The following is a 14,586-nucleotide window of genomic DNA, read 5'->3' on the forward strand; positions in this document are numbered from 1 at the left end:
CATCACACACCTCCCCAATACTGTCCCCAGCGCAGGCCGTAGCCCGCGCGATCCATGACCCGCACCTGCGGCTGCCAGCTACTCAAACCATCGCGCTCGGCACTGATCTCCACCGTGATGCGGTCGCCCAGCGCACCGGCATCCAGCGCGGCCACTGCTGCCGTCCAGATGTAGGCGGTGCCGAGCAGACCCGTTTCGGTGTGAGCCAGTGCGCCGTTGCGATTGCGGATGCGCAGCGTGTAGGTCACGCCCGGTTCCGGCCCGATATCACCCTCGTCCTGCTGCACGAGGTAGGCGGTCTGCTGCGTGCGGTCGCGATGGGCCCACGCGACGGTGAGGTCACCAGCCACCACGACAGGCTCGGTCTGGCCATTGAGGCGGATGCGACCGGGTGGATATGGCAAAGCCTGCCGACCGGCCAGCACCATCGGCTGACCATTGGCAGCCAACACAGGATCGCCCTGATCGGTCGACGTGCGAGGAATCGCGCCCACGAACACCGATTCGCCCGGGGCGCGCTCCGCACCTTCGGATGCCAGCCATTCGCCGACACCGATCAACCGAGTCCCCGAGGCATGTGCTTGGGGTGTGGTGTCGAGCACGCCACGTGCGAGATCGATGGTCGCGTTGGCAGCATCGAAGGCCAGGACGGCAACGGCCTCTGCAATCGCCCCACTGGCATCCACCAGATAGGCGTAGTCGCCCTCGGCCAGTCTCTCCGGCTGGCTGATGGCCGTCACCGGCACGCCGATGGCATCGACCTCGCTGGCAGGCAAAGCTGCATCGAGCGTCAGCAGTGGCGCATAGTCCTCGCCCACCAAGGCAGAGAGGTCGCCGCCTGAAGCGCCGGTAGCCAGTTGCCAATTCAACTGCCCGCTGCCACCGGCGGCGGCCAGCGCACCGAGATAGGTGTCCGTATCGGTCAGGTAGGCCAGATCTGCACGCGACAAACGCCGGGCCAGTTCCCAATACGGCACCTCGACGGCCAGCACCACGGTGGGCGGCAAAGGTTCGATGGTCGGCTCCTCGACGTGCGGTGGCGGTGGCGACAGCACGGTGTTGCTCATCCCGAACACATCTTCCATGGCTTCGATGCGCCACTCGGCCGCACCCAAGGTGCCGGTGTCGATGCCGGTGACGCGCACCACCATCTGATCCACACCCAAGCGCGGCCAGTTCAGCAGGAATACATCGCCCGGCAGCGGCGCACGCTCCAGCGTGTCGCGTGCCACCGTCAGACTCATTCGGGCCAGGGGCGACCCCAAGGCGCGCAGATCCCGCAAGGCCAGCCGGGCAGCGAGTGGCCCGTAGTTGACGCCCGGGTAGTCGCGGCGTTGATTGATCACGCCGCCCTGCAACTGGATGGCGGCCAGGTTCTCGACCGTGACGGCAGCATCACCGCCGGTCTGCCAGTCGGTGTAGACCACGGTCAGTTCATTGGGCAGTTCGCCCCACTGGGCACGTTCGAAGCGTTCCAGCCGCACAATTTCGTCCGGCCCCAACTGTGGCAGGCTGTCGATCCAGTAGTCGTCGCGCAGCAGCTTCAGCTCAAACGTGCCTTGCTCCGGGTCGGTGTAGAGGATGCCGCCAATGTGGTCGATGACCTGGCCGATGAAGCTCTCGATGGGCTGCTGCCGTGTCCAGATCAGATTGAGGCCGAAGCCCTCACTCGACAGGGCCCACGCTGCGTTCCAGAAACTCCAGCCGATGGTGCTCTGCGGATAGCCCATGCCCCAGTGCGGATCGGTGAGGCACTGCACCAGGATGTGTGCCGGGTTCATTCCGACGCTGATTTCCTGGCCTTCTTCTTCATCCCAGGTGCGGACTTCGGCATTCCATTCCATCCACGGCGCATCGAACCAACCTGCCGTGAAGCGCCGGACGCGCACTGCCCACGGTTTGATGTAGGGGTTGTTGGCCGCGAACAGGATCTTGCGTGCCACCAAGGACAGCACGCCCCGAAATGCCGGAATGGAACTGCCGAGGCGACTCATCAGATAGTCGTTACGTCCTTGCCCGGCATGACCAGAAAGCACATCGATGGTGCCGACCACGCCGCCTTCGCGCTCGTCGCCGCCAAACAGGGTTGGCTTGTTGATGCTCAGGCTGGTCAGCCCGTGGCCGGTGGACAGCGGCGCGCGGTCGGCATCACCCCACGCGGTACGGTCACCCATCTGGATTTCCTGCACGGCATCGACGGGCCCCTGGCACAAGGCCAGATGCAGCCCCATCCGGTAGCGGTAGCCAACGGTTTGCGATTTGCTGCTGCCACCCATCAGCCTTGCTCCCGCTGGCTGGATTGATTGCGGGCGTGCTCGACCACACGTTGGGCCATTGCATCGCCGGTGGCCAGCAAGGTTTCGGCGTCACAGCCTTCACGCAGGAAAGCGCGGAAATCCAGGTCGTGACGCGCAAACCACGTACGCGTGCCGTTCACGCACAGGCCCACGGCGCGCACGTGATCGATGGTGATAACGGTCTGAGTGGTCATTTCTTGCCACCTTTCTTCTTGATCGGATCGGCTTCGAGATCGCCATACCAGACGACGTTGGAGCCGCGCAACAGCACGGTGCCGAACACGACCGGGATCGGTCGGCCTTCTTCTGCGGTGGGGGCATCGACGTCAGACAGGGACGCCGGTTTGGGTTCGGGCGGTTTCGGCGCGAGCGCGACCGAAACCAGCGCCGCCACCACGATGACGACGAGGTACCACATGGCGATTTCTCCAGGGATTCAGAACACGCCCGTCGAGAACGGGTTTTTGCTCGGGATGGCGGAAAAGCCGCCGTAGTTGTCGAGGTTGCCGAAGCGCGACTCGCACGTGGCCGTGCTGTGATCGCAGCCGACCGTCAGCAGCACCTCGGTGCCGACTTCAATGGCCACCGGATAGAGCAACTCGACGCCACCACCGTAGTCATTGACGATCATGTGGCGCGCACCTTCCGGGGTTTGCAGCCAGCCACCGGCCAAGCCACCACTGACGCTGCCGGGCGTGCCACCGTCGAGATCGACGTTACGGCCATTGCTGTTGCTCACCAAGGCGCTGGCAGAAATCGGTGAGGCACCACAGGCAGCCGAATACAGCACGTGGGAACACTTGCGGCTGTAGAGCCGCCGCAACCCGATACGCTTGAGACTGACTTGCGCGGATTCGCAGCGAACACGAGCCACATCGTCGGCGACTTCGACGCCCAGCACCCGGCCCATCCAGCGCGTGCCGGAGATCCACCAGTAGTCGCCCCAGGTATCGCGCCGTCCGATGCGCAGGGTGATCGAGGTAGTGTCGCCGGTCAGCGAGTTGGCGAGCAGGTGGCGCACCAAATCACAGTTCGGCGGCAATTTCAGATCCAAGCCAGCCTTCGCAGCTTCAGCACCCAGCGCCAGTTCGTTGCGTTCCAAGGCCAGGCTCTTGTAGAGGTTGCCATCCAGATCAACATCGAATTCGTGCGGCGTCAGATAGAACTGCGCGCTGTTGCTGGCGAAGGCGTATAGCTCGACTTCCAGCAATGGGTTCTGGCTCATCGTGCTTACTCTCCCTCGTAGGTTTGACGGTCATTGCCGCGCGGTTCGGGCAACTGACGTGCTGTCAGGGTGATCTCCAGCAGCGTCGGGCTGTGCCAGTACAGATCGATGGCATCGTGGTCGAGGCGGCAGCGTACGAGGCGAATGACGCGGCTGCCTGCGGGCACCCAGTCGTCAAGGCCCGAGCGCAGCACCAGCACACCGCCTTGATCCAGATGGCAGGTCGCTGTCAGGGCGTACTGCCGATAGCCGTCTGGGTGCACGATCAAGCAAGCGGCGGGGCGATGCCAAAAATCCGAGATTCGCGCGGAGATGTCTTTGCCATCCACGCGCAGGAAGCCATCCTCGGGATCGGCTTCGACGTTCACCCACAGGATCGGGGCCAAGCCATCGGGCAGCCAGAAGGCTTCCAGACGGCCTTGGGTGCGCCACAACCGCGCCCGCCAGATCTCGATTTCATCGAGTGAGCTGGCCAGATAGCGCCGTTGCAAAGTCGTCGTCGCCCACGGATCGTCCCGGCGCACCCACGGATCTGCAGGCGAGAAGTCTTGGCGGGTGATAGTGGTTTGCGCTGCGGCCGTTGGATCGTCACGCCAGTTGCCATCTGGCCAGACCGGGATCTCGTCGAGCCATGGGTCATCGAGAACATCCTGCTCGGGCAGTGGCGCAGGCTGGATCTGTGTGGGAATGTTGCCGCCGACCATGCCGGGTACCCACTGCGTGAGATCCGCCGGATCGATGGCTTTGCCCCACACCAAGGGCATGATGGTGCTACCCACGGCTGCGGCGCGTGCCAACGGTTCCATCAGCCACAGCAGAGCGCTTTCCACATCGCTGAGTTGGGCGATCTGCCAGCCATCGGCGGCGATGATCAAAATCCAGCGGCCATTGTTCTCAGTTTCCTGCCAGCCCTGCACCCCGTCGTAGGTCAGATGCACATTGGCCGAGAGTGGCCCGAACTGTCGCCCATCTGCCTCCATCACATTGAGTGCCAGTGCGCCACGTTCGCAGGACTGGGTCAGGTGCACCGCGTACTGCGGCAGCGGCCACAGCGCCATTTGACCGAGATGATCGGCCATCCAGTCGGCCACCAGGGCATCGGTCTGCCGGGCGTTGCCCACCTTGTAGGTGAGCCAGCGCCGAGGAACGCGTCGGCGTGCCTGCCGGGATTCGTTGCCACTGGCCAGCCGCGTGACGCTGGTCTGCCACTCCAGCCGTTCGACGAGGGGCTCCATCCAATCATGACGGAAGGCAAACACGCCGCGTTGCGCATCCGGCCAAGGCTGGTCGCCAAAGGCATCCATACCGGTGGCGACGATGGCGCTTGAGGCCGTGTCCCGGCGCAACACTTCGACCAGAAAGATCGGCGCATCGATGGGTGGCCAGGGGCCCGCCAAGGATTCCGCCAGCAGGCTGGCCGTCAGATTGGGCGGCAGCGGAGCGACAGCTGTTTCCGTCGTGAAGCTGGCTCCGCTCGCACCGAAGGTGGCGCGCGAGAGCACTTCACCCTGGAAGGCGGGCAGTTCGTTCCCCGGCGTCGGCTTGCTAGAAACCTCCGCAATGTCTTGAACGACGACACGCTCCGTCATGCCGACTCCAGGCCGAACTCAGCGGCATTGAAGGCGGCCTCCGTCCACTGCACGTTGCCGTTCGGATTGCGCTCGAACAGCGTGCTCTGCCACGCCAGTTGCTCCTGCAGGACGATGTCGGTGCTGACGGCGCTCTGCGCACCACTGACCACGAGTCCTTTGACCTTGCCCAGCCCCGCGTCGGTCTTGCGCGCCAGCATGGTCAGTTGCACACCGTAGATGGCGGGCGTGGCCATTACCGGCAGCGGCTCGACATCGAAGGATTGGCGCAGCCCAGCACTGAGCGCACTGATCGCCGTTGCTTCATCTTCATCGCTCACTGCTTCCCACGCGGTGGTACCGACTGGGCTGGCAGTCCACTGGTTCAGGCTGCCATCGGCCTGCGCCTGCAAAGCATCGACGCGCACGTCGCCAAGGAAGGTGTTGTTGATGGTGCCGGTGGTGTCGGCGATGTAGAAGTCGTCGACGTCGATGGTCAGCGGGCAGCTCTGGCCGGGCACCGCACCCACGAATGCCGTGAGCAGTTGGCCACCCCCTTGGATGGTGTTCTGCGCCGTCATCTGGATGGCCAGGATGCCGTTGATGCGCACTGACAGGACACCGTTGCTGGTGCCTTGCGTGACCTGCAGTTCGATGTAGTGCCAACCGCGTGCGGGAGCACTTGCCACCGACACAGAGATCAGCTGGTCGTAGCCGTACTGCCAGCGGTAGAGCTTGAGCCGACCGTCCTCGCCGATTTTCACGAGATGCGCGACCTGCGAGTTGGCATCGCGCACGCCCAGCAGCAGTGGCTCGGTGTAGGTGTTTTGGTACGGCACCACACGAATGGCTGCCCCGACGATCAGGCTGGTCTTGGTGGCGTCGAGGTTCTTGACGTAACCGCCGCCCGAACCTTCTGGCAATCGAAGGGCATAGGAGGACGGACGACGGCCATTGATCCGGGTGGCCTGGGGCGAGAGATACGCTGCCTTGCCGCGCGCCAGCCACGGATCGCCAAAGCTGTCCACGGCCTGCGGGTCGTAGTGATCGAAACCGTCGATGAACAGAAGTGCCATTGGACGTTCCCCTGAAAATTCAGCCTTGCAGCGCCGCACGGATGGCCCGTGCATTGCGCCCGATGATGTTGACGATGACTTTCTCTCCGGCAGGCGACTGCAGGTGGTCGTGGGTCACGCCCGGATCGACCGCGTTGACGATGCGCACCGCCTGATTCATCTGCGGCTGCGCGGGCGGCACTTTCACCTCCGGTACCAGCCCGCCCGCTGCGAAGGCCAGTTCGCCACCCTTGAAACGTGGGCCGGCCGACAAGCCGTTGAGCGAGTCGAGGAAGGCCACGCCGACTTGGCGCACGGCGGCCGCCCGCACCACGTACTCGCCTGCGGACAGACGCGCCGGGATCGAATCCGAGGTGGCGCTGCCCGGCCCGGAGACCAGGCCACCTCCCGCGAACTTCTTGATGCCACCCAAGAGCGCCATTACTGCGGCGACCATGGCTACCATCGCGGCCACCGCGAGTGCCGGGCCAACGTAGGGAATGGAAGCCTGCGACGCTGCAGCCCCGGCTCCCGCCTTGGCCGCATCCATCGACACCACGGCGGTGGTTTCGGTGGTCTTTTGCGCGACCTTGGCGGCGCTGGCCGCCGCATCGACGGTCTGTTCCTGCTGGATGAAGCCGAGCTTGAGCGCCAGCATCCGCGCCTGCATGGCGATCCACTGCTGGAAGGGTTGGATCACGATCTGCTGTAGGAAAGCATCGGCTACCTGCTGGAAGATGCTCGCCAAGGCACTGCGCCAGGTCTGCGCGCCGGTGATCATCCCGTTGAGCGCGCCACCAAAGCTCTCGCCGATGCGATTCCACAGCGGGGCCATTTCATCGACGGTGAGCTTGGTGCGATCCAGCTCGTTGCGCCACGCCTGCACGCGAATCACCGCATCCGGCCCGATGGCCTGCGCAGCTTGCTGCATGGTCGGCAACAGGCGCTCCATCTCGGTGGCTGATTGCTGTTGCAAGGCCACGATCTGCTGACGCGCCTGTGCTTCGGTTAGCAGCCCAGCCTGCTGCTGGGTCTGAATGGCCTCCTGCGCATTACGCAGACGCTCAGTGACTTGCCGCCACTGAGCTTCAAGCGCAGCCAGATTGGCCTGTGCAGCCTTCACATTGATCAGCCGATCAACGAGCGACACGCCGTCGGCATCGCTTTCTGCCGCCAGTCGCGCCCGTAGATCGCGGTAGCTGCGCTCAATGGCTGCTTGCCGGTCGGCATCCGTCGCCGTGCCGGTGATCTGTGCCAGTTCCTCACGCGCCTGTGCCAAGGCATCGGCCAGCTCACGCTCGGCTTGTGCCGCCTTGCGCGCATTGGCCTGCTCGATGTCCGTGCGCCGGTTGTTGAGCGTGATGAGGTCGGCTTCCGCCTTCGCGACCTCGGCCTTGGCTTTCAAGCGGTCGTTTTCCAATTTGCCCGTGGCGGCAACTTGCTGACTGCGGGCCAACTCCTGCTGCTTGCGGGCAATCTCGGCATCGACCTCTCGCTGTTCGAGAGCCGTTTTCTGCGTGTAGTAGTCGCGCACCGAGACCAGACGGTCTTCGAGTGCAGCATCCAGCGCAGTTTGTTGCCGGTTCAGACCGTCCTTGAGCAGCGCGAACTCGGCGTCCAGCTGCGCTTTCATCAGCGTTGTCTGCGCGCCGGTCGTGTCCTGCGCTGGCTTGACGGCTTTGGGCTTGGTCAGGCGCTGAAGCAGTTCCGGATCGGCCTGGATCTTGGGTGCCTTGACCTCGATGGGCTTGGAGTCGAACAGGCTGTCACGAAAGGACGCCAGTTCATCCAGCCGTTTGACCAGATTGCCCTTGAGGTCGGCAATGATGGCCTTGGCCCCATCGGTGTTGCCCTTGAGCGCCTCGACCGCCGCCGCCACACCGGCACCAATGGCCTCGCCCAAGGCGACGAAGGCCTTGCCAACGGTGGCGGCACCCAGTGCCAGGGTCTTTAGCACCAGCACCACGCCATCCAGGATCGCGCGCAGTGTGCCGCCTTGCTTGGCCGACTCGACCATGCCACCGGCCATATCGTTCAGGGCGGGCAGCAAGGACGCGATGATCTGGTTGCCGATGCTGGTGGTGGCCAGTTTCAGCTTGTCGAGGGCATCGTTGAAGTTGCCCGCCTGCGCCGCCGTTTCGCTGCTCATCTGCACGCCGAGCGCCTGCATCTCAGCGGCGAGCTCATTGATGCCGTCGCGCCCCTGATTCAGGAACGGGATCAGCTCGGCTCCCGACTTGCCGAACAGTTGCACGGCCAGCGCGGTTTTCTCCGCGCCATCGGGCATGGCCTTGAAGCGCTCGGCCAGATCGAGTAGCACCTGATCGGTGGCGCGCAGGGTGCCGTCCTGGTTCTTGAACTCGATACCTACGGCGGAGAATCCGCGAGCGGCATCTTCCGATCCGGTCGCGGCTTCCAGCATCGTGGTGGACAGCTTGCGCAGCCCCTTCTCGAACGATTCGCCAGACACACCGGACTGCTCGGCTGCCGGTTTCCATACCGACAGAGTCTCGACGCTGACACCGACACGTTGCGACATCTCGTCCAGCGCGTCGCCAGTGTCGATGGCCGATTTCACCATCGCGATCAGACCGGCCACGGAGACAGCCACCCCGAGGTTGGCCAGCACGCCGTTGACGCTCTTGGCGGTGTCGGTGAGGCCACCCAGGCCCCGCTTGATCGAGTCGAAAGCGGTCTTGGTCTGGTCGACGGCACTGATCAGGATTTGGGCACGATTGCTTGCCATCAGACTTTGTCCAGTTCTTGTTGAATCGCCCGCACCAAGGCAGGTAGTGCGCGTTGCACGCCACCCGCCAGATTCAGTCGTCGTTTGAGATCGACGCGCTTGACCAGCACGGCGATGGGAATCTCCTGGCCACGCTTGATCTGCTTGGCCCCGGTACGACCACGCTCGGCACGCTTGAAGCGGCCCAGCTGCCCGGCGTTCTCTTTGATGTTCTCGGCCATCAGCAGCACGCGACCGTTCTTCTCGATGAAGAAGGCATTGCCCGCGCGCATCAGGCCGTCAATAACCGCCTTGAAGCGCTTGGGGCCGATGCGCCCGGGCAGCAGCGGGATCAGCAAATTGCCGCTCACCGTGCCGCCTTTTTCGTGCAGGCCGAGCCAAGGAATCTTGCTGCCGACCAGCAAGGCAGGAAGTTGCTCCGGCTTCTTGTCGAACACCTTCACGCCCATCGAGGAGATGAAGCTGTTGCGCTTGACGGTGAAGGCACTGCGCATCTCAGATCGCGCCGCATCACGCACTTCACGCCCGCCCGATTGCATGCCCTTGGCGACGGCAGTGTGGATGGCGCGACGCCGCTCGGCGCTCCAAGCCGCCAACTGGCGTGGATCGAGCAGGCCGGTGGTGGTCAGTGACAGGCGCACGTTTTTCAGTCCTTGAGCAGATCGCGTTGCAGTTGTTCGATGCCACGCTTCTCGCCCTGGGCCGCCACGGCATGAATGCCGAGCAGCTGGGCAAGCTGCTGCCGCTCGATCTGTCCGTCGACATCCAGAAAGGCTTGCGCCTGCGTGAGCGTATAGGCCGTCACGTCGCCAAGGCGGTGCCCGGCGCGGATCAGACGGGCGACGGCAGCGTCCCAGCCGAGTTCGTCAGCGAGCGCAGCGTCGGGGCGAGTCGCTGAGCCGCGCCCTGAACCGCCGGAACGACGTGCGCCACGAAAAAATCCGCGTTGACCTCGAACACGGCGGCGGCCAGAAGCACGGCGTCCTCCAACGACAGGTCGTTGATCCACGCGCGCTCACGCCGGGTGGTGATCGCCAGCAGATCGAGCACGGCATCGCCATGCCGTCCCAGCAGCGCCATCCAGTCCGGATCGCTGGTGATTTCCTCGGCCAACGGGCGCACCACGGCCAGCAGCCGTGGCAACTCACCCAGACGGATCGGCGTCAGTTCCAGCGCGGTGCCGGACAGCGTCACGACCACAGGCTCAGGGGGGAATGTCTTGAAGCCGTCCATCACAGCAGCACCAGACGGCCGAACTGACCGAGATCACCGCCGACTGGCTTGGTCAGATCCGCCAGCACTTGGCCCGAAAGCTCGAACTTCAGCAGTTCGTCCGTGATGATCGAGAGTTCCTTGGCCGGGTTGATGGCCACGCGGTAGAGGTCGATCACCACCTCGCGGTTGCCGTCGGCTGTGTTGAGCCCCTCGAAGCGAATCCATCGCTCGGGCAAGGGCTGGGTGAACATCGCCGTGCTCTGCGCCGCGCCATAGGCGTAATCGACAGTGAACGGCTCGGTGTACGGGCCGCCCGACGTGGCATCCAGCACCACCAGTGAACCGTGCTTGGCATTGACGCTGTACTGGCTGGCCGGGAGCGTCTTTGGCGTGGCATCTGAGTCCTGGATCTGCACCGCCGACACGTTTTGCATGGTCAACGGATACAGACTGCCCGGGGTGACAGGGTTGGGCAGTAGTTCGCCAGTTACCGTGCCGGGGGTGATCGTGGTCGTGGTGCCGTAGAGCGCGAGCGCCAAGTTGGTAGCGATCAGCTCTTCCAACGTGCAGGCGAACTCGCCTTTCTTGGTCTTGATGAGCTGGAGGTCAGTCAGGCGCTGACCCGACTGCGCTTCCTGGTGCTCGATGGTGTCCACCGACAGCGACACCTTCAGCTCGGGCACGTTGCCGACGAAGGTCAGTCCTGCTGGATTGCCGAGGTCATCGCGTGCGCCGATGTAGACGCGGCCTTGTCCGGAAAAGTAAGCCATGTTCAGTCTCCTTGGGTGGCTGCAGTTGTGGAAACACCAGACGTAGCATCACGGCGGGTGGGTTTGGAATCGGTGGCTGGGGTGGCCGCTTTGGCCGTGCCTTGTGTGATCAGCCAACGGGCGCTGGCGTCATTCAGATCAAGGCGATCACCCATGGCGAGGCGCTTGCCTGCGTGGGTATGGGGTTTCAGTAGTTCTATGTGCATGGGTTCATCCTGTTTGGGTGAGGTCGATGGCATGGGTGCGGTAGCGGATCTCGTAGCGGGCGGGGAGCGCGACGGCCCCGGCGTCGGCGTCGTCGAACTCCCATTCGCAGTCGATCTCGCGCACGGCGATAGCCAGACCGCCCAGATTCGGGTCGGCGAGCATTGCCGCGTGGGCCGCGACCAGCGCCTGGTCGGCGACGTCGAAGGCATCTGCACCGCGTGCCACCACGGCAAGCCGGACGATCAGCAGCCGGTCGACCAGGTGGTTGGCGTGGGCGGTGATGCTGTCGCCATCAACGAACACCAGCAGCGCTGGACTGGCCTCGCGGGTGACCGGCACGGCAGGCATGCGCAGCACCGGTGTCGGGGCAATCCCAGATGCCAGGCGCGTGACGATCTCCCGCAAGACGCGCTCGCGGACGGAGTTCATGGGGAGTTCCTCAGAGTTGGGAGAGCGAGGCGCGACGCTCGGTGCCGTCGCCGATGGCGCGCACGTCGCGCACCTGATAGGTATTGCCTGCCACCTCGACGGTGTCCCCGGCTGCCAGCGTCAGCCAGGACGCCGGGTAGTCGATCTGGTAGTCCCGCGACAGTGCAAAACCATCCAGCACGGTTTCGTCTGGGGCACGGAAGGCGCATTGCACGGTGGTGCCCGCCACCGTGACGGCGGTCAGGAGTCCGGCATTGCGGGCCGCTTCGTACAGCGTCGCGACATCCATCAGGCTGCAACGAGCTTGATCAGCACGCCCGGGCGGTGGCACATCGGCAGCGGGTTCGACTGCGTGTGCAGATCGGTGCCCCGGTCGAACTTTCGCGGCTCCTGCTTGGCATACAACGGCTGGCCGATGGTGTTCACGGTCTCGTTGAAGTCCGCAGGCGCGAAGTACGTGGCGAAGGTATCCACCGTGCCGACCGGGAAGGCATGGGCTTCCCCTGCGGCAATGAAGCGGCGCGACCCCAGCGTGCCGTCGGCCTGCACAAAGGACGCCTGGCCACGGTATTCCTCGAAGGTGATGCCGCTGTAGCTGAAGCCCGAGCGCATGTCGTTGATCAGCACTGCGCCCTGCTGCCAGTTCTGGTAGGCGGTCTTGACCTCCTTGTGGGTGGTCAGCGCCCGGAAGAACTCGGTCGAGCACAGCACATGCACGCCGGTCGAGAACTCGCCGGTGAGCCCATCTTCCATGAGGCCCAGCAACTCGAGGCAGGCAGTCTTGATTTGCCCGTTGTCGGCCGCAGTCGAAAACTCGAAGGACACCGATTGCGCAGTGATGTCGAACTCGTCGAACAGATCGACGAGTTCACTGCCATCAGCGTCGAGAATCTTGCCCTTGAGCGCCCCCATGCGCAGATGCTCCAGAGTGATCGCGTGCTTGTTGCGCATGGTCTCCAGATGGCGGGCCATGACACCGCCGATGGCTTCCATTTCGGTTTCGGAACCGAAGGCGCGCAGTCCTTGCACTTCCTCTGGCAGCACCACGTCGTCGTGGGGGATGTGCGGGATCACGAAGGAGCGCAGGTTGCGCTTGCCACGTTCACCCACCGTGCCGGGCGAACCGGGCGCGCGGGTGGGCAGCAGGTTCAGACGACCGGCGTACTCCTCGACGATGATCTGCCGGGTGCGCACCGGCTTGGCCGGGAACAGGTTGAGTTGCTCCAGCCGCCCATAGCGGTTGGGCAGGAGGTTGATGGCGGCCGTCAGGCTGGCCATCGAGAAGCCGGGGTTTTCAAAAGGGTTCTGCATTTGGGATCTCCAGAAATGACGAAACCCGCCAGCGGCGGGTTTGGGGGGAGTGAAACGGAGCGTTGGAAGTGGGTCAGGCGCTATCGCGGGCCAGGACTCCACGTTCTGCGAGTTGCTTGATGGCAGCCACTTTGTGCGCAGTGCTGATGCCGGTCGGCCAGATCAATGCGCCGTGCGCGACGATGGCGTGGCGGGCGATCAGGATCGCGTCCTCACGGTCAATCAGCGTCGCATCGACGTCATTGCCGAGCACGCCGACGGCGGTTTCCGTGCCGTCCGAAGCGCTCGGGTCGAGGGTCTTGAGCTTGGCGGTAGCCGTTTCGCGGCCCACCACGGTACCCAGCGACAGGTTCTGCGCGGCCGCGACGGTGTCTTGGTCACGCGAGTAGAGATTCGGCGCTTCGTACTTCAACAGGTCGCCGAGATTCTTGGGTTGAGAGACAGTGGGCATGGCTTACTCCTTGGCGGTGAGTTTCTTGACGGCAGCGACCACCGGACTGTTTTCCGGGTGCTGGCTGGTTCCTGCATCGGCGGTGATACGCGAGGCAATTTCGGGTTGGTCGGCACGGGCGTCGAGCAAGGCGCGGCGCACCTGCGCTTCCGAGAAGCCTGCTGCGAGGAATTCCGCCGTGCGTTGGGATTGGCCCGCGATCAGGCACATCTCTGCAATGGCCTGAGCTTGGCCGCGCCCGCTGGCGAAGGACTGCGCCAGTGCGGCTTGGGCGGCAGGCGTCGGTTGCGGATCGCTGTCGGTCTGCGGCTGGTCGCCCTGTGGGTCGGTGTCGGCCGGATGGCTCGGGTTTTCGTGGTCGTCTTTGGGGTCGGTCATGGTGTTCTCCAGGGTGAAAGGTTTTCTTCGGGGCGGGTTTGAAATGGATTGAGTGGACAGGCTTCGCGGCGAGGCGCGGGCCACGCCGGGCTGCGCCAAGCGCTGCTTGGCCGCCAACGCGTCGGTGAACTCGGTCATCACCGCATCAAACGGCATCACGGCGTCGGCGAGGCCCACTGCCACCGCTTGCTCGCCATAGAACAGCCCCGCCTCGGTGGCGCGCACGGCATCCGGGTCGATGCCGCGCATCTGGCCGACCTGATTCACGAAGATGTCGTACAGGCGATCCACCTCGGCCTGCAACGCGGTAGTGGCCTGGCGAGTGAGTGGCTCGTGCGGGGAGAAATCGTTCTTGTGGCTGCCCGCGAAGACAGCGGTGTAGTTCAGGCCGTCCTTGGCGTCCTTCACCGACTGGTCGACGTGCAGCGCGATCACGCCAATCGACCCGACGCCAGCGGTCTGCGACAGCGTCAGGCGCTGGCAGGCAGCCGCAATGGCAAAAGCCGCCGAGTACGCGGCGTCGTTGGCGTGCGCCCAGATCGGCTTGATGGTGCTGGCGGCGCGGATGCGCTCGGCCAGTTCGAACACACCCGATGCCTCGCCGCCGGGTGAATCCAGATCGAGCAGGATGCCCGCCACCTGTGGGTCGGCCAGCGCGGCGTCCAGTCGGGCTTCGATCTCGCCGTAGGACATCAGGCCAGAGGCGGCTTCGATACCCATCGAACGTCTGACCAGCGTGCCGACCACCGGGATGACGGCAATGCCCGCCTGACCCGATGTGGCGCTCTGGCGCGGCATGGGCAGCGGCATCGCCATGTCCAGATCGGGTAAGCCGATGCGGGAACCCAGCACGGAGAGGATCACGTCGAGTTTGGGACGCGCAATGAGGAGCGGCGTCCCGTAGAGGCGGGACGCCAGATGAACGAGTTGCATG

17 protein-coding genes are annotated in these 14,586 nt (G+C 64.4%); all 17 read right to left on the bottom strand.

Translation table 11 applies throughout. The features are described 5' to 3' along the window. Positions 1-2: 2 nt before the first annotated feature. Positions 3-2,276 carry a phage tail protein gene (locus ABUE11_RS12130; RefSeq protein WP_088861501.1) on the bottom strand — a complete coding sequence of 758 codons (2,274 nt, stop codon included), beginning with the start codon at positions 2,274-2,276 and terminating at the stop codon, positions 3-5. Continuing rightward, positions 2,276-2,491, bottom strand: coding sequence for a hypothetical protein (locus ABUE11_RS12135; protein ID WP_172622980.1), 216 nt, complete (start codon positions 2,489-2,491; stop codon positions 2,276-2,278). Before ABUE11_RS12135 ends, ABUE11_RS12130 begins: the two co-directional genes overlap by 1 nt. Continuing rightward, positions 2,488-2,715: a hypothetical protein gene (locus tag ABUE11_RS12140; protein WP_009521704.1), complete on the bottom strand. Its 228-nt coding sequence runs from the start codon at positions 2,713-2,715 to the stop codon at positions 2,488-2,490. Before ABUE11_RS12140 ends, ABUE11_RS12135 begins: the two co-directional genes overlap by 4 nt. Before the next feature lie 18 nt (positions 2,716-2,733). Beyond that, positions 2,734-3,522 (bottom strand): DUF2163 domain-containing protein, encoded by a 789-nt coding sequence (locus ABUE11_RS12145; protein ID WP_088861502.1) that lies wholly within the window; start codon positions 3,520-3,522, stop codon positions 2,734-2,736. A 5-nt stretch (positions 3,523-3,527) separates the two neighbouring features. Further along, the gene (locus ABUE11_RS12150) at positions 3,528-5,111 is read right to left on the bottom strand and encodes a hypothetical protein (RefSeq protein WP_088861503.1); all 1,584 of its coding nucleotides are present in this window, start codon (positions 5,109-5,111) and stop codon (positions 3,528-3,530) included. Beyond that, positions 5,108-6,166, bottom strand: coding sequence for a hypothetical protein (locus ABUE11_RS12155; RefSeq protein WP_088861504.1), 1,059 nt, complete (start codon positions 6,164-6,166; stop codon positions 5,108-5,110). Before ABUE11_RS12155 ends, ABUE11_RS12150 begins: the two co-directional genes overlap by 4 nt. 19 nt (positions 6,167-6,185) lie before the next feature. Beyond that, complete coding sequence (locus ABUE11_RS12160; protein ID WP_088861505.1) at positions 6,186-8,891, bottom strand: phage tail protein; 2,706 nt, start codon at positions 8,889-8,891, stop codon at positions 6,186-6,188. Further along, positions 8,891-9,532 (bottom strand): DUF6441 family protein, encoded by a 642-nt coding sequence (locus ABUE11_RS12165; protein ID WP_088861506.1) that lies wholly within the window; start codon positions 9,530-9,532, stop codon positions 8,891-8,893. Before ABUE11_RS12165 ends, ABUE11_RS12160 begins: the two co-directional genes overlap by 1 nt. A 5-nt stretch (positions 9,533-9,537) precedes the next feature. Continuing rightward, positions 9,538-9,696: a hypothetical protein gene (locus ABUE11_RS12170; RefSeq protein ID WP_172622981.1), complete on the bottom strand. Its 159-nt coding sequence runs from the start codon at positions 9,694-9,696 to the stop codon at positions 9,538-9,540. A gap of 26 nt (positions 9,697-9,722) precedes the next feature. Then, a complete protein-coding gene (locus ABUE11_RS12175; protein ID WP_088861507.1) occupies positions 9,723-10,124 on the bottom strand; it encodes a hypothetical protein in 402 nt (133 codons plus the stop codon). Continuing rightward, a complete protein-coding gene (locus tag ABUE11_RS12180; RefSeq protein WP_056931665.1) occupies positions 10,124-10,876 on the bottom strand; it encodes a hypothetical protein in 753 nt (250 codons plus the stop codon). The genes ABUE11_RS12175 and ABUE11_RS12180 overlap by 1 nt, the downstream gene beginning before the upstream one ends. Positions 10,877-10,878: 2 nt before the next feature. Further along, entirely contained in the window at positions 10,879-11,082 is a 204-nt protein-coding gene (locus ABUE11_RS12185; protein ID WP_088861508.1) for a hypothetical protein, read from the bottom strand. Positions 11,083-11,086: 4 nt separating this feature from the next. After that, complete coding sequence (locus ABUE11_RS12190) at positions 11,087-11,512, bottom strand: hypothetical protein (RefSeq protein ID WP_088861509.1); 426 nt, start codon at positions 11,510-11,512, stop codon at positions 11,087-11,089. 10 nt (positions 11,513-11,522) lie between these two features. Next, the gene (locus tag ABUE11_RS12195) at positions 11,523-11,801 is read right to left on the bottom strand and encodes a hypothetical protein (RefSeq protein ID WP_088861510.1); all 279 of its coding nucleotides are present in this window, start codon (positions 11,799-11,801) and stop codon (positions 11,523-11,525) included. Next, positions 11,801-12,823 carry a major capsid protein gene (locus ABUE11_RS12200; protein WP_020200538.1) on the bottom strand — a complete coding sequence of 341 codons (1,023 nt, stop codon included), beginning with the start codon at positions 12,821-12,823 and terminating at the stop codon, positions 11,801-11,803. The genes ABUE11_RS12195 and ABUE11_RS12200 overlap by 1 nt, the downstream gene beginning before the upstream one ends. A 73-nt stretch (positions 12,824-12,896) precedes the next feature. After that, positions 12,897-13,274, bottom strand: a complete 378-nt coding sequence (locus ABUE11_RS12205) for a head decoration protein (RefSeq protein WP_088861511.1) — start codon at positions 13,272-13,274, stop codon at positions 12,897-12,899. A 3-nt stretch (positions 13,275-13,277) separates the two neighbouring features. Then, a complete protein-coding gene (locus ABUE11_RS12210; RefSeq protein WP_088861512.1) occupies positions 13,278-14,585 on the bottom strand; it encodes a S49 family peptidase in 1,308 nt (435 codons plus the stop codon). Position 14,586: the final 1 nt, after the last annotated feature.

The organism is Oryzisolibacter sp. LB2S (assembly GCF_040732315.1).
Lineage (GTDB): Bacteria > Pseudomonadota > Gammaproteobacteria > Burkholderiales > Burkholderiaceae_C > Alicycliphilus > Alicycliphilus soli.

Coding starts and splice junctions, on each gene's coding strand:
- ABUE11_RS12185 (WP_088861508.1), bottom strand. CDS start 11,082: ATGCACATAGAACTACTGAAACCCCATACCCACGCAGGCAAGCGCCTC.
- ABUE11_RS12190 (WP_088861509.1), bottom strand. CDS start 11,512: ATGAACTCCGTCCGCGAGCGCGTCTTGCGGGAGATCGTCACGCGCCTG.
- ABUE11_RS12145 (WP_088861502.1), bottom strand. CDS start 3,522: ATGAGCCAGAACCCATTGCTGGAAGTCGAGCTATACGCCTTCGCCAGC.
- ABUE11_RS12210 (WP_088861512.1), bottom strand. CDS start 14,585: ATGCAACTCGTTCATCTGGCGTCCCGCCTCTACGGGACGCCGCTCCTC.
- ABUE11_RS12200 (WP_020200538.1), bottom strand. CDS start 12,823: ATGCAGAACCCTTTTGAAAACCCCGGCTTCTCGATGGCCAGCCTGACG.
- ABUE11_RS12155 (WP_088861504.1), bottom strand. CDS start 6,166: ATGGCACTTCTGTTCATCGACGGTTTCGATCACTACGACCCGCAGGCC.
- ABUE11_RS12135 (WP_172622980.1), bottom strand. CDS start 2,491: ATGACCACTCAGACCGTTATCACCATCGATCACGTGCGCGCCGTGGGC.
- ABUE11_RS12205 (WP_088861511.1), bottom strand. CDS start 13,274: ATGCCCACTGTCTCTCAACCCAAGAATCTCGGCGACCTGTTGAAGTAC.
- ABUE11_RS12140 (WP_009521704.1), bottom strand. CDS start 2,715: ATGTGGTACCTCGTCGTCATCGTGGTGGCGGCGCTGGTTTCGGTCGCG.
- ABUE11_RS12130 (WP_088861501.1), bottom strand. CDS start 2,276: ATGGGTGGCAGCAGCAAATCGCAAACCGTTGGCTACCGCTACCGGATG.
- ABUE11_RS12195 (WP_088861510.1), bottom strand. CDS start 11,801: ATGGATGTCGCGACGCTGTACGAAGCGGCCCGCAATGCCGGACTCCTG.
- ABUE11_RS12175 (WP_088861507.1), bottom strand. CDS start 10,124: ATGGACGGCTTCAAGACATTCCCCCCTGAGCCTGTGGTCGTGACGCTG.
- ABUE11_RS12150 (WP_088861503.1), bottom strand. CDS start 5,111: ATGACGGAGCGTGTCGTCGTTCAAGACATTGCGGAGGTTTCTAGCAAG.
- ABUE11_RS12160 (WP_088861505.1), bottom strand. CDS start 8,891: ATGGCAAGCAATCGTGCCCAAATCCTGATCAGTGCCGTCGACCAGACC.
- ABUE11_RS12180 (WP_056931665.1), bottom strand. CDS start 10,876: ATGGCTTACTTTTCCGGACAAGGCCGCGTCTACATCGGCGCACGCGAT.